Origin of the sequence: Luteibacter sp. UNCMF331Sha3.1 (assembly GCF_900109915.1) — a bacterium.
Classification (GTDB): Bacteria; Pseudomonadota; Gammaproteobacteria; order Xanthomonadales; family Rhodanobacteraceae; genus Luteibacter.
Genome location: NZ_FOBU01000001.1, coordinates 566094 through 579680 on the forward strand (window position 1 = coordinate 566094; position 13587 = coordinate 579680).

Here is a 13587-nt window from a genome sequence, read left to right on the forward strand (position 1 = left end):
GGCGCCGTGCCGGTTAAAGTTCGCCGACAGGCCGCCGATAAAGGGTCTGACGGAACACACGCTCCGAGGTAACCACGCATGACGACGACGATCAAACCCGGCATCCAGGCTCCCCAGCCCCAGGTGCAGCTGCGCACCCAGAACCCCGCGGCCGGTGCCGCCGGTTCCGCGCAGGGCACCGCCACGGTTCGTCCGAGCGACGACAGCATCAGCCTTACCGATTCGGCGAAAGCGCTCGACGCCGCCAGCCGCGGCGAAGGCATCGACACGAAGCGCGTGGACGAGATCCGCGCCCGCCTCGCCGACGGCACGTACAAGCCCGACGCACAGGCCATCGCCAGCAAGTTTCTGGCGATGGAAGGCGTCATGGGTGGCGGCAAGGCATGAGTGCCGCGCCGGGCGCCGACTTCGACGCCGCGCTGGTCGCCGTGATGGGCGACCTGGCGCGCGGCATCGACGCCCTGCACGCATGCCTGATTGAAGAACGCCTCGCGCTCGACAATCCCGATCCGCAACCGCTGGAAGACGTCGGCCGCGCCAAGGGCGACCTGATCGACCGCGTCGAGGCACTCGACGTCGAACTGCGCCAGCTCGGCGATGCCGCGCGCGTGGACGCCTTCGCCGACCCACGCTGGACGCACGTCTTCGATCGCCTTCGCGAATGCAGGCAACTCAATGAAACCAACGGCCGCATCGTCGGCCAGCGGATCAGCCACGTGCGCCACGCGCTGTCGCTGATCTCGGGCGATTCGCCCGGTGGCTCGACCTACGGCCGCAACGGGGTCGCGAAGATAAACCTCCGTTCCGCGACCCTTGCACAGGTTTGATCTTCACCGAACGACGACAATAGAGCTCACCCCAGACGGCGCAAGAAGGAAGCAATGGCAGTATCTCCCCAGCCGACCGCGGTGAACGACGACGGCATCCTTCCGATCGTCCGTGTCCCCATCCTCGACAAGAAGCAGTCGCTCTTCGCTTACGAGCTGCTCTTTCCGCGCCCCATCGGCACCGACATCGACGCCGCGTCGCTTGCGCATACGCAGGCCACGCTGAGCGCGATCGCGGACGGTAGCCTCAAGCGCCTCGTGCGCGACAACCGCGCGTTCCTGCACATGTCGACCGAGCTGCTCGTGCAGCACGCCGACATCCTTCGCCATAACGCGCGCCTCGGCGCCAGCATCAGTGCCGACGTCGGCACGAACGAGGATCTGCTCCTCAAGCTGCGCGAACTGAAGAGCCACGGCTGCCTGTTCATGCTGGAGGACTTCACGCTTCCCGCGGATCCCGAACAGCGCGCCGGCGTCGACGCCCTGCTACGCATCGTGCAGTTCGCCAAGATCGCCGTCGATCACCGCCACCCCGTGGCCGCGCGCGCACACATGGACTACGTCCACGCTTTCGGTGTCAAGGTGATCGTCACCGGCATCGACTCGCACGAAACCTTCGTCGACTATGCCGACCAGGACATCGACGGCTTCCAGGGCAAGTACCTGCTGCGGCCGGAACGCGTCGACATGCCGCGCCTTACCCCGAGCAAGCTCGGCGTGCTGCGCCTGATGGGCGCGTTGCAGGATCCCGAGAACGGCCCCGTCGAGCTCGGCAAGATCATCCGCGACGACGCCATCCTCAGTTACAAGCTGCTCGGCTGCGTCAACTCGGCGTATTTCGCCCTGCCTCGCCAGCTGAAGTCGGTGGAACAGGCCGCGGTGTTCTTCGGCGTCAACCGCATGCGCAACTGGATCTTCACCATGGCCGTGTCCGGCATGGACGAACGGCCGCCGGAGCTCCTGCGTCTGGCACTGATCCGGGCGCACATGTGCGAGAAGCTGGCGCGGGCGATCAAGCCCGAGCTGCAGGAGATGGCGTTCACCGCCGGCCTGTTCTCGCTGCTCGACACGCTCATGAACGTCTCGATGTCGTACGTGCTGGAGCACCTGCCCCTCGCGATCGAGATCCGCGAGGCGCTGCTCGACGGCACGGGTCCGTTCGCCACGATCCTCGATCAGGTCCGCCACTGGGAACAGGGCGAACTGGAGAGCGACAGCTCGTTGCGCGAGCAGCACGTGAACACGATGGCGACCATCTACGTGGAGGCCACCGACTGGGCCGATCACGTCTACGCGTTCGCCGACGGCACGGCGACGGCCACCGCGGAAGCCTGAGGGCTCAGACCAGCGACGGCGCGATCAGGTGGATCACCAGATACTGCCAGATGAGCATCAACGCCATCGCCGCGATGACGATCAGGCTGAGGGCCGCGCCGATGGCGCGGCCCGCCGAATAGGCGGGTGACCGCGACAAGCCGAACGCGTGCGCGAGGCGCGCCACGAGCAGAGCGATGCCGAACACATGCAGCAGAAGCGGCAGCGTCTGGTTGAGTTCGAGGATCAGCAGCAGTATCAGTGCGAGCGGTATGTACTCCGCCGCGTTGCCGTGGCTGCGCACGGCACATGCCACGTCGCGATCGCCGCCGTCGCCCAGACCGATACCGGTTCGCTTGCGCAACAACATCACGCGCACGGCCAGCGCCAGCGTGATCAAGGCCAGCAAGGCCGCGTAGAGTCCCGTGATGCGCATGCGCCATTCCTCCCTGTTGCGGGTTCAGATCGCCCTGGTCGCCGTGCGCTGCTGCACGCGCCAGATCGCCAGGCCGGCACCGAGCACGGCCACGAGTAACCATACGCTCGCCGCCATGGCGTCGCCAGCAAGCCACATCACACCCGCCACGGCCGACACCACGACCGCGCCGATGCCGATCGCGAACAGGAGATCGCGCTCCATGCGGCTCGTCAGTGCGAGCAGCGAAGAGCCGACGATCGCCAGCACGAACGCCAGTCCGCGCAACAGAAGTACGGCCTGCGGGGGCTCGGGCAACGCCGGAATGACCTCGAGCAGGCTGCGATCGCCCACCTGCACTTCGAACCCGGGATCGCCCGCCTTGGGCGGCGCGGGAACGAGCGTATCGCCGTCGATGCGGGCGACGACGGTCATCGACTGTATCGGCACGCCTTCCCAGCTCACGCGGAGATCGCCGAGCCGCGGGTGCGCCGACTTCGCGCTGGTGACCAGCGCGTCGTCGACGCGCTGGAACGTCGCGGCGAGGTTGGGCGGCATGCCCTTCTCGTTGGGCGCGACGCTGGTGCGCCCCGGAAAGGCGCGCAGGATGGCTTCGCCCAGCCTGAAGTTACCGAGCTTCACTTCGCCCGCTTCGAACTGACGGCCCTGGATCGGGAAGGCCCCCGGGTTCACATGGCCCGCCGGCTTCGCGAACGACGACGCGTCGATGGGCCGATCGACCCAGTCGAGTTCGTAATGCGTGGCGCCACCGACCGTGATCTCGCGCCACTGGAACATCTCCACGTGACGGATGAGGATCGGCGAGTTCGCGCGCACGTTGAACTCGGGATCCCTGGGCGCGTCGACGATCTGCGGGATGCCGCTGACACGGGTCACCGAGCCGTACTGGCCCGCCGCGGGCCGACCGGCGTCGCCGAGATCGAGCACGGGGGCGCCGTGACGCGTCATCGCCGCGCCGTAGTCCATCACCCTGCGCTCGTTCCACGCGATCAGACCCAGCCCCGCGAGCAACAGCACGGCACCCGCGATGCGCGAGCCCCAGCCCATGCCGCCCTGCTTCACCCTGTACGTCGACGTCATCCTGCCCCCATCATGCGCCGGCGAGGGGTTCTGCCCCCACCAGCATTTCCACCATATCGACCGCCACGTAGCGGCCTTTAGCATCCCGTTCGACCGCCGCCATCGCGCAGCCGTGGTCGTGGGTGAAGAACAGCTTCACCCCGCGAGCCATCTTGTCGTCAAGGAATGTCTTTTTCTCGTCGATGAGCTTCTCGGGCCAGCGGTCGTAGCCCATCGTCACCGGCAGGTGCACCCAGGCACGGCCCGGGATGAGGTCGGCGCAAAACGCTACCCCGCCTACCTCGGCCAGCATGAGACCGGGCGTGTGGCCTTCCGAAAAATCGAAACGCACCGCGTCGCCCAGCGACGAGGGCACGCCCGGCTCGACCTGCTCCAGCCGGCCGCTTTCGTCGAGCAGCCGCACGATCTCGGGAATGAAGGACGCCCGGTCGCGCGGGTGCGGGTCGCGTGCGCGAGCCCAGTGTTCCGCGCCGACGAGGAAACGGGCCTTCGGGAAGAGCAGTCGCGGTTCCGCGCCCTCCTCCCATGGCGCGAGCAGGCCGCCCGCGTGGTCGAAATGCAGGTGCGACAGCACGACCGCATCGATGTCCTCGTGCGTCAGCCCGACCTCGGCCAGTGAATCGAGCAGGACGTGGCGGTCTTCCACCACGCCGTAGCGCTCGCGCATCGACGGTTCGAAGAACGCGCCGATGCCCGTTTCGAACAGCACGTTGCGGCCGTCGAGGTCGGTGACGAGCAGGCAGCGGCATGCGAGGGGAATGCGGTTCTGCTCGTCGGGCGCGATCCAGCGCGACCACATCGCCCGCGGCGCGTTGCCGAACATCGCGCCGCCGTCGAGCTGCTGCGAGTTGCCGATAAGTGACCAGAGTTTCATGCGCGCGCCCTACTGCACCTTGCCAAGGCCCGACGGACGACGCGGGTCGCTCGCGGCGTCCAGCGTATTTGTCCGGTGGTCCCAGGTCACCACGTTCATGAAGCCCCAGGGCGAACGCTTGCGCAGCGTGTGACCCATGTCGGTCAGCGTTTTCGTCGTGGCGGCGTCGAACGCGCCGTCTTCCACGTCGACACGGTCGGGAAGGTACTGGTGGTGGTAGCGCTTCTGCGCGGTGATCTCCGACGCGCTCTTGCCATCGACGAAGGCGAGGATGCCCTCGAGTACCTGCGTGATGATGGTGGAACCACCCGGCGAACCGATGACCGCCGTGCGGTCGGCGCCGAACACGAAGCTCGGCGACATCGACGACAGCATGCGCTTGCCCGGCTCCGGCGCGTTGGCGAGCGCGCCGCGCAAACCGAAGGCATTCGGCTGGCCCGGCACGAGCGCGAAGTCGTCCATCTCGTCGTTGAGCACCACGCCGGTGCCCGCGGCGACGAAGGCCGAGCCGAATTCCAGGTTCACCGTGAGCGTCGAGGCGACCATGTTGCCGTCGGCGTCGATCACCGAAAAATGCGTCGTATGCATGCCGGGCTCGGGCGCCATGGCCGTGGGCAGCAGGTCGGACGGCGTGGCCTTGTCCGGCGAGATCGTCGCGCGGAGGCCATCGGCATAGAAACGCGACAGCAGCATGTCGAGCGGCATCGTGACGAAATCCGGGTCGCCCAGGTATTCGTTGTGGTCGCGGAACGCGCGACGCATCGACTCGATGGTGAGGTGGGTCGCATGTGCCACGTCGACCTTCGACAGGTCGAAGCCCGAGAGGATGTTGAGGATCTCGGCGATCGCCACGCCGCCCGACGAGGGCGGCGGCGCGAGGATGACCCGATAGCCCTTGTAATCGACGGACAGCGGCTCGCGCTCCTTCACCTTGTAGGCTTCGAGATCCGCGGCCGTCCAGTTGCCGCCCGCGCTACGCGACGCCGAGACCAGCAGCTTCGCCGTCTCGCCCTTGTAGAAGCCGTCGACGCCCTTCGCCGCGATGCGCTCGAGCGTCTTCGCGAGATCCGGCTGGCGCAGCGTCCAGCCCGGCGTCGGCACCTTGCCGCCGGGAAGGAAAATGGCAGCCGATGCCGGATAGCGCGCGAGCACGTCCTTGCGGTCGTCGATCGTGCCGAGGAAACGCTTGTCGGGCTGGAAGCCCTCCTTCGCGATGCGGATAGCCGGAGCGAGCGACACCGCGAGGGGCAGCTTGCCGTAATGCTCGGCCATCCACACCAGTCCGGCAGGCTCGCCGGGAATGCCGGCCGATAGCGGGCCGTTGGTGGACACGTCGCGGTCCGGTTTGCCGTCCTTGCCGACGTAGACCTTCATGTCGACCGCCTTCGGTGCGGTCTCGCGCGCGTCGATGAAGATGTTTTTCTTGTCGGACGCGCGGTGCAGCAGCGCGAGAAAGCCGCCGCCGATGCCGGAGCTCTGCTGCTCCACGACGGCGAGGGTGGACGATACGGCGACGGCGGCGTCGAACGCGTTGCCGCCCTTGCCGAGCACTTCGAAACCGGCGTTCGTGGCCAGGAAGTTCGCGCTGGCGATGGCGGCGTGGCCGGGGCCGCGCGACGCGGCGGGGGCCGTTTTTTCAGGAGCCTTTTCGGCGGCGGCCGAGCCGGCGCCGGCAACAAGAAACAGGCTCGCGGCGACGACGCGCCACGACGGTGCATGGACCATGGGGATGAGTCTCCGGGATATCTCTACCCCGGAGATTAACCGATGCCGGCTCAGGAAGCCGCGCGGGCCATCAGGTGCTCGTACTTGAGCATGAGCTGTTCATGCGATTCCACGTGGTCCGGGTCGTGCGGAATGCACTCCACCGGGCACACCTCGACGCACTGCGGGTTGTCGAAATGGCCGACGCACTCGGTGCAGAGGGCCGGATCGATCACGTAATACTGCTCGCCCAGCGAGATGGCCTTGTTGGGGCACACGGGCTCGCAGACGTCGCAGTTGACGCAGGTGTCGATGATCATGAGGGACATGACCGAATTTTAGCCCAATAGCTCATCGGGCGCTCGGTGCGCCGTAGGGGCCAGCCTGCTGGCGATGGGCGCTCGCGGCAAGCACCCATCGCCAGCAGGCTGGCTCCCACCGGAAAAAAAAGGGCGCCGCAAGCGGCGCCCTTCCACGGCGGGTTGCCCCGCCCGATTACATCGCGACGAAGCGGAAGGTCGCGCCGCTCGGTGCGACGGCATCGGCCACGCGCTGCTGGTCGGCCTGGTCGCCGATGAAGAGCACGATCACGTTCTTGAACGAGCCGGCGTTGGCGCCCTTGAACGCTTCGATCATGAGATCGGCGGTCTTGGCCGACTCCGGGCCACCGAACACGAGCATGTTGCCCGGGGTGACGCCGCGGGCGACGGTGCCCTGCACGTTCTCGAGCTGACGGGCGCGGCCGTCCTGACCGTTCTGGTCGTCGCCGGCCGGCACGAAGTACGGGAACGGACGGTCGGCGGTCATGCCCTGCATGTTCTTGCGCACGATCTGGCCGAAGTACTGGCTCCAGGCCTTCGTGTCGGTCGGGCTGGTCGGCTTCGCGACGGCGGCTTCCTGCTGCGTGGCAGCCTGATCGGTGTCTTCCGACTTGTTGCAGGCCGTGAGGGCCAGGGCGGCGGTCAGGGCCACGGACGCGGCGAGGACGAACTTACGCATGATGATCACCTTTGTTTTCAAGAGTTGCGCCAACGCTGACGCATGGCCTGCTGCACCGCCGGATGCACGAAGCCGGAAATATCGCCACCCAGGCGACCGATTTCACGCACGAGCGAGGAGGAGATGAAGCTGTACTGCTCCGCCGGCGTCAGGAACAGCGTCTCGGCCTGCGGAATCAGGTGACGGTTCATGCTCGCGAGCTGGAATTCGTATTCGAAGTCCGACACGGCGCGCAGGCCGCGAAGGATGACGCCCGCGCCGATCTCGGTGACGAAATCGGCCAGCAGGCAGTTGAAGCCCCGCACCTCGACGTTGGGCAGATCGGCGAGGGCCAGACGTGCCAGCGCGATGCGCTCGCCGAGGCTGAAGCCCGGGCCCTTGCTGCTGCTCTCCGCCACGGCGACCACGATCCGATCGAACAGCGGCGCGGCGCGCGACACGAGGTCGGCGTGGCCGTTCGTGATGGGATCGAACGTGCCGGGATACACGGCAAGTCGCGGATTGGCCGGCGAGAGGGTCATGACGGGACGGGTCGGGGGAAATCGCGGGCTAGCTTAGCGGATCGGCCGGTGTGCGGCGATAGAGGGCGTAAGCGACGTCCCCAGCCTGCCCCTGGCGATGCGGCAGCCACGTGTCGGGCAAGTCGAAGACGGCGCCACGCGGGGCTTCCACGTAGATCCATGCCCGCGGCGCCAGCCAGCCGCCGTCCTCAAGGCGGCGCGCCGTGTCGGCCCAGGCATCGAGCGCGAACGGCGGATCGAGGAAGACGAGATCGAACGGTCGCGCCGAGCCCTGCAACCAGCGCGCGGCGTCGTCGCGGGCGACGTCGCCCGCCGGCGCCTTGAGCCGGGCCAGATTCGCCTTGAGCGCGGCAGCCAGCCCAGGCTCGCGCTCGACGAACGTGACCGACGCGGCGCCGCGCGACAGCGCTTCGATACCCAGCGCGCCGGTGCCGGCGTAGAGATCGAGGCAGCGCGCGCCCTCCACCACCGGCTGCAGCCAGTTGAACAGGGTTTCGCGGACGCGATCGGTCGTGGGCCGGAGGCCCGGCAGGTCGGGCACCTCGATCCGCGAATTGCGCAGGGTGCCGCCGATGACGCGGATGCGGCCGACGCTCATCGCTCAGCGGCCAGTGAGGGCGGGGGTGATAGCATTCGCCCATTGTCTTTGAATCCTTCGCGCAATGCTCAAGTTCTGGAAGAAGAAGCCCGCGGAACCCACGCCGACGGAGTCCCCGGCAGCCGGGGAACTCGTCGACCGCTCCGCCGATCCCGCGCTCGCCGAACCCGGCGCGGCGACGTCCGAGTCGCTGGCCGAAGCCCCGGCGCCCGAGCCGCAGCCGCCCGAGGTCGAGGTCGAGGCGGAAGAAGCCGCCGTCGTGGAGGCCGCGCGCGAGACCGCGCCGACGGCCGAGCGGCCCGCCAAGCGCAGCTGGCGCGAGCGCCTGTCGGGCAGCGGGTTCGCGAAGAGCCTGACGTCGCTCTTCGTCCGCCACCCGAAGCTCGACGACGATCTGCTCGACGAACTGGAAACCGCGCTGATCACCGCCGACGTCGGCGTCGATGCCAGCACGCGTCTGGTGGAAGACCTGCGCAAGCGCATGCACAAGCGCGAATTCGCCGACGCGGGCGTGCTGCTCAAGGCCCTGCGCGAAGCGCTCGTCGCGATGCTGAAGCCCGTCGAGCGGCCGCTCGATGTCTCGTCGCCCTCGCCCTTCGTGATCCTCACCGTCGGCATCAACGGCGTGGGCAAGACCACCACCATCGGCAAACTCGCGCGCCGCTATTCCGACGAGGGACGCAGCGTGATGCTCGCCGCCGGCGACACGTTCCGCGCCGCCGCCGTCGAGCAGCTGAAGACGTGGGGCGAGCGCAACAAGGTGCCGGTGGTCTCGCAGGGTCAGGACGCCGACTCCGCGAGCGTGATCTTCGACGCCCTGCAGGCGGCGCGTTCGCGCGGCACGCAGGTGCTGATCGCCGACACCGCCGGCCGCCTGCACACGCAGGGTGGACTGATGGACGAGCTCGGCAAGATCGGCCGCGTGATGAAGAAACTCGACGCGAGCGCGCCGCACGAAGTGCTGATGGTGATCGACGGCACCACGGGCCAGAACGCGATCAGCCAGCTGCGTCAGTTCCGCGACACCGCCGGCGTGACGGGCCTGGTCGTCACCAAGCTCGATGGCACCGCCAAGGGCGGCGTCATGTTCGCGCTCGCGCGCGAATTCGGCCTGCCGATCCGCTACGTCGGCCTTGGCGAAACCGCCACCGACCTGCGCGAGTTCGATGCCGAAGCCTTCGTCGACGGCCTGCTCCCGACCACCATCGGCAGCTGATGAGGACGGCGAAGCAAGGGTCGCTGCGGTGAACCGGCGACTCCGGATCGCGTTGCTGGGGGTGGGCGGGCTCATCCTCATGGTGGTGCTCGCGGCGTTCGTCGCCACGTACGTGGTGCTGCAACCCGAGCGCTTCACGGCGCTGCTGCAATCGCGCGCCCGCGCCGCCGGACTCGAGCTCACGCTCGCCAGCCCGGCCAGTCCCACGCTGTGGCCGAAGCCCGCGCTCGAACTCGACGGATTGACGCTGCGCGCGCAGGAGGCGACGGCACCGTTGATCGTCGCGTCGCGCGGCAAGCTCGTGCTGCCCTGGAACACGCTGCTCGGCAGCGAGACACGCATTTCCCGGCTCGAGATCGAAGGCGCGCGCATCGACGTCGGCGCGATCTCCGATTACCTGGACACCCTGCCGTCGCGCCCGTCGACGGCCGGCGCCATCCTGCCCACGATCGACGCAGGCTTCCGCGTGACGCGGGGCACGTTGATCCGTGGAAACCAGTTGCTTCTTTCCGACGTCGACATCGACGCCGGCAGGCTCGCGAACGGGTTGCCCTTCACCCTCGCGTTCGCCGCGCACACCGCGGACGCCACGCCCTACTCGCTCGATCTCGAAACCACGCCGACGCTGAGCCGCGGCGTGCTGACGCTCGGCGATGCGAAGCTCAACGTCGCCAGCGCATCGCGCTTCGACGCGACGCTTCGCGGCGATGCCACATGGCGCGGCGCGGCCGACGTGGGCGCGTCGCTCGCCGGGCGCGTCACGCGCGAAGCGGGGCCGCCTTACGACATCGTGCTGACCGTCACGCCCGCGAACCAGCAGGATCCGCTGTACGTCGCGCTCAAGCTCGATGGCGAGAACGACCACACCGACCTCCGCATTCCCCCGCTCGCGATCGGCGAATGGTGGAGCGGCATCCGCGCCGGAGGCTCGCCCACGCTGCCGCCGTTGCTCGGCACCGTCGAGGCGAAGAACGTCGACCTGGGCAGCGTGCACGCCACGGGCCTGCGCATCCGCGCGACCCCGGACACCCCCGCGCCCGCTTCCACGGCAGCCGCACCGCCATGAAGCCCTTCGCGCGCGAGTTGCTGCGCTGGTTCGACCACCACGGCCGCAAGGACCTGCCCTGGCAGCATCCGCGCGACGCGTATCGCGTGTGGCTGTCGGAAATCATGCTGCAGCAGACCCAGGTCGTGACCGTCATCGGTTACTTCCAGCGTTTCGTCGAACGTCTGCCCACGCTGGCGTCGCTCGCCGAAGCGGACGAAGACACGGTGCTCGCGCTGTGGTCGGGCCTCGGCTACTACCGGCGGGCGCGATTCCTGCATCGCGCGGCACAGCTCTGCGTCGAACGACACGGCGGCGAACTCCCGCGCGATCTCGATGCATTGATCGCCCTGCCCGGCATCGGCCGCTCCACCGCCGGCGCGATCCTCGCCCAGGCCTACGGTCTCCGATTCCCGATCCTAGACGGCAACGTCAAACGCGTGCTGACGCGGTACCACGGCATCGCCGGCTTCCCGGGCGAGAGCGCCATCGAAAAGCGACTCTGGGCCCACGCCGACGACCACACGCCCGCGGAGCGCACCGCCGACTACACGCAGGCGATCATGGACCTCGGCGCCACGGTCTGTGTGCGCAGCAAGCCGCTGTGCCTGCTCTGCCCGCAGGCGGCGACATGCGTCGCCCATCGCGACGGCCTGACGGCGGTGCTGCCCACGGCGAAGCCCGGCAAGAAGATTCCCACGCGCGCGCTCGCCATGCTCCTGCTGCGCGACGCGCGCGGCCGCGTGCTACTCGAAAAGCGGGGGCCGCAAGGCGTCTGGTCCGGCCTGTGGAGCCTGCCGGAGGCGACGGACGCCCATGCCGCCTCCGGGGTGGCGGCGAGCTTCGCCCGCATCGGTGACGCGGATCCCCTGCCCGCCTTCACCCATGTGTTCAGCCACTACCGGCTGGACGTATCGCCCATCCTGTTCGACCATGCGGCCCCGCTCGCCGCCGTGGCGGGGCACGACGACCGCCGCTGGTGCGACCGCGACGAGATCGCCGCCCTTGGCCTCCCGGCGCCCGTCCGCACACTGTTAGCCAATCTTCCGGAGATCACCCCATGACGCGCATGGTCCATTGCGTGAAGCTCGGCCGCGAGGCCGAAGGCCTCGACTTCGCCCCCTGGCCCGGCGACCTCGGCAAGCGCATCTACGACAACGTGTCGAAGGAAGCCTGGGCCCAGTGGCTCAGCCACCAGACCATGCTCATCAACGAGATGCGCCTCTCCCCGCTCGACCCCAAGACGCGCACGTTCCTGAGCGGCGAAATGGAGAAATATTTCTTCGGCGGCGACGTCGTCCAGCCCGCCGGTTACGTCCCGCCCGAAAAGGACGCTTGACGCCGACGCCCACACCCGATTTAATACGCGGCTCCACTCGCCGCAACGCTCGTTGCAGGCACCCGTGGCTCGGTAGCTCAGTTGGTAGAGCAGGGGATTGAAAATCCCCGTGTCGGCGGTTCGATTCCGTCCCGAGCCACCATTTTTCTGACGGCTCGCAGCGATGCGGGCCGTTTCTTTTTTTCCGGCCCCGCGTCAGATCTGCGCCAATGTCGGCCAGGATTTCGTCCGACACTCGTCGGCGGGCAGCGGCCATGGCTCAAAACGCTGATCCCGATGCATCCTGCGTGATCATGGGAGCAGGTGGCGCCATGGAAAACGTTCCGGATCGAGACATCGTGCCGATCAAGGCAACTGACCTCGCAAGGTTCCATATCGCACTCGATGTAGAGACACGTTGCTGGCGTTGCGGCGACCCGAAGTGGAAGCTGGCGGGAGACACCGAGCTCTCCGGTCCGATGCTGGTCATGGGACGACAAGACCCGGATCCCAGCGAATACACCATCCCAGTGATTCTGCTTACCTGCGTTCGGTGCGGAACCATGTGGATGTCGGCTCGCGAAATCGTCACGAACTGGATGGAAACGAATCCGGCAAAGGAAGGGATGGATGGTCAGTGAGCGCCGATTCAAAATTACGGGCACCGACTACGTTGCTGGAGGCAACAACGGTGTCGCGCGCGGCGTTGACGGTGGTGGTGACGGACCTCATGATGGGCGCATGGAATCACGTGTTCGCGAGCTTGAGAAAAATGTCACCGATGTGCGCGAACGACTCGTACGCATCGAGACGACCCTCAGCCATATGGCTACGAGCCAGGCGCTCGAGAAACTGGGCGGCGAACTGAAACTCGCCATCGAGGCGCAAGGGAACAGGATCGAAGCCCAGGCGACAAAGATCGAGGCCGTCCGTTCGGACCTCATCAAATGGTTCGTGGCCACTGCCCTGATTCTGGCGACCTTCGCGTTCACAGCGGCCAGGTACACGAGCCACTGAGTGCTACATCGGCGCGATGCATCGGTACCAGCGCTGCGCCAACGTCGCGACAGATACACGGCTGACGCAACGCTTTCGGGTGCATCGCGAACTGCCGATTATTTTCTCGGCTCGACGAGCCGGTATTCGTTTTTCGCGCCGAAGCGCGCCCCGCTCTTGCTGATACGCGCACACAGCCGCCCGTTACCACACGGTGCGACGTCCGCCGCGTCGATCGCTTTCAGATACGCGACCTCCGAGATCAGTCGTGCGTACTCCTGCCTGTAGTGACCGAACAAGGCCTGATAGACGATCACGAGACTGACGACCGACAGTGCGAGCAGGCTTCCGACCCCGATGTAGAGGCCTCGGCGATAGCGGAAGAACATGTCGTGCGACATCTGGACCCGTCGCACCGCGGCCTTCATCTGGTCGAACACGATGTCCTGCTCGGCGCGCGCCGCCTTCAGGCATGCGGTGACCTGCACGTCGAACAATCGGCTGGCTGCTTCCGCTTCCTGCCGGATCGTCCGCTCCAGCCTGGCTGCCTGCGTGTCCGCCATTTTCTGCAACGCGATGAGTTGCATGGCCGGGGCATGCGCACCACGCTCATTTCGGTACCTGTCCATTGGATGTTCCTTTCCTTCGTCGACTGAAAC

Annotated in this window: 18 protein-coding genes and 1 tRNA gene; 10 read left to right on the forward strand and 9 right to left on the reverse strand. The window is 67.3% G+C overall.

Annotated elements, in window-relative coordinates:
• Positions 1-78: 78 nt before the first annotated feature.
• From flgM to BMX32_RS02440, 3 genes are read left to right on the forward strand one after another with little or no spacing between them, the layout of a single operon-like run.
• Complete coding sequence (gene flgM / locus BMX32_RS02430) at positions 79-387, forward strand: flagellar biosynthesis anti-sigma factor FlgM (protein WP_089974203.1); 309 nt, start codon at positions 79-81, stop codon at positions 385-387.
• Positions 384-827, forward strand: a complete 444-nt coding sequence (locus BMX32_RS02435; RefSeq protein WP_089974204.1) for a flagella synthesis protein FlgN — start codon at positions 384-386, stop codon at positions 825-827. The genes flgM and BMX32_RS02435 overlap by 4 nt, the downstream gene beginning before the upstream one ends.
• A gap of 54 nt (positions 828-881) precedes the next feature.
• Positions 882-2162 (forward strand): EAL and HDOD domain-containing protein, encoded by a 1281-nt coding sequence (locus tag BMX32_RS02440; protein WP_089974205.1) that lies wholly within the window; start codon positions 882-884, stop codon positions 2160-2162.
• 4 nt (positions 2163-2166) lie between these two features.
• On the opposite strand, the gene BMX32_RS02445 is transcribed toward BMX32_RS02440, so the two are convergent.
• The 8 genes from BMX32_RS02445 to rsmD form a co-directional block, all read right to left on the reverse strand.
• Positions 2167-2577 (reverse strand): MAPEG family protein, encoded by a 411-nt coding sequence (locus BMX32_RS02445; RefSeq protein WP_029214034.1) that lies wholly within the window; start codon positions 2575-2577, stop codon positions 2167-2169.
• A gap of 24 nt (positions 2578-2601) precedes the next feature.
• Positions 2602-3657: a TMEM43 family protein gene (locus BMX32_RS02450; RefSeq protein WP_244511383.1), complete on the reverse strand. Its 1056-nt coding sequence runs from the start codon at positions 3655-3657 to the stop codon at positions 2602-2604.
• Between the two features lie 10 nt (positions 3658-3667).
• Positions 3668-4531, reverse strand: coding sequence for an MBL fold metallo-hydrolase (locus BMX32_RS02455; protein ID WP_089974206.1), 864 nt, complete (start codon positions 4529-4531; stop codon positions 3668-3670).
• Positions 4532-4540: 9 nt separating this feature from the next.
• Entirely contained in the window at positions 4541-6256 is a 1716-nt protein-coding gene (gene ggt / locus BMX32_RS02460) for a gamma-glutamyltransferase (RefSeq protein ID WP_089974207.1), read from the reverse strand.
• Positions 6257-6306: 50 nt separating this feature from the next.
• Positions 6307-6564, reverse strand: coding sequence for a YfhL family 4Fe-4S dicluster ferredoxin (locus tag BMX32_RS02465; RefSeq protein ID WP_029213823.1), 258 nt, complete (start codon positions 6562-6564; stop codon positions 6307-6309).
• 166 nt (positions 6565-6730) lie between these two features.
• Positions 6731-7234, reverse strand: a complete 504-nt coding sequence (locus tag BMX32_RS02470; RefSeq protein ID WP_029213822.1) for a hypothetical protein — start codon at positions 7232-7234, stop codon at positions 6731-6733.
• 17 nt (positions 7235-7251) lie between these two features.
• Positions 7252-7755: a pantetheine-phosphate adenylyltransferase gene (coaD, locus tag BMX32_RS02475; protein ID WP_029213821.1), complete on the reverse strand. Its 504-nt coding sequence runs from the start codon at positions 7753-7755 to the stop codon at positions 7252-7254.
• Positions 7756-7783: 28 nt separating this feature from the next.
• Entirely contained in the window at positions 7784-8353 is a 570-nt protein-coding gene (gene rsmD / locus BMX32_RS02480; protein WP_089974208.1) for a 16S rRNA (guanine(966)-N(2))-methyltransferase RsmD, read from the reverse strand.
• Positions 8354-8417: 64 nt separating this feature from the next.
• On the opposite strand from rsmD, the gene ftsY reads away from it, so the two are divergent.
• The 7 genes from ftsY to BMX32_RS02515 all read left to right on the forward strand — a co-directional run bounded on the left by ftsY (position 8418) and on the right by BMX32_RS02515 (position 12949).
• Positions 8418-9569, forward strand: coding sequence for a signal recognition particle-docking protein FtsY (gene ftsY, locus BMX32_RS02485; RefSeq protein ID WP_089974209.1), 1152 nt, complete (start codon positions 8418-8420; stop codon positions 9567-9569).
• 28 nt (positions 9570-9597) lie between these two features.
• Complete coding sequence (locus BMX32_RS02490; protein ID WP_029213818.1) at positions 9598-10635, forward strand: AsmA family protein; 1038 nt, start codon at positions 9598-9600, stop codon at positions 10633-10635.
• Entirely contained in the window at positions 10632-11678 is a 1047-nt protein-coding gene (mutY, locus tag BMX32_RS02495) for an A/G-specific adenine glycosylase (RefSeq protein WP_089974211.1), read from the forward strand. The genes BMX32_RS02490 and mutY overlap by 4 nt, the downstream gene beginning before the upstream one ends.
• A complete protein-coding gene (locus BMX32_RS02500) occupies positions 11675-11953 on the forward strand; it encodes an oxidative damage protection protein (RefSeq protein WP_029213816.1) in 279 nt (92 codons plus the stop codon). The genes mutY and BMX32_RS02500 overlap by 4 nt, the downstream gene beginning before the upstream one ends.
• Before the next feature lie 66 nt (positions 11954-12019).
• Positions 12020-12095: transfer RNA gene (locus tag BMX32_RS02505), tRNA-Phe, on the forward strand.
• Positions 12096-12207: 112 nt separating this feature from the next.
• The gene (locus BMX32_RS02510) at positions 12208-12573 is read left to right on the forward strand and encodes a hypothetical protein (protein ID WP_029213943.1); all 366 of its coding nucleotides are present in this window, start codon (positions 12208-12210) and stop codon (positions 12571-12573) included.
• The gene (locus BMX32_RS02515) at positions 12563-12949 is read left to right on the forward strand and encodes a hypothetical protein (protein WP_089974212.1); all 387 of its coding nucleotides are present in this window, start codon (positions 12563-12565) and stop codon (positions 12947-12949) included. Before BMX32_RS02510 ends, BMX32_RS02515 begins: the two co-directional genes overlap by 11 nt.
• Before the next feature lie 98 nt (positions 12950-13047).
• On the opposite strand, the gene BMX32_RS02520 is transcribed toward BMX32_RS02515, so the two are convergent.
• On the reverse strand, positions 13048-13515 hold the full coding sequence (locus BMX32_RS02520; protein WP_139206656.1) for a hypothetical protein: 468 nt from the start codon (positions 13513-13515) through the stop codon (positions 13048-13050).
• Positions 13516-13587 lie beyond the last annotated feature (72 nt).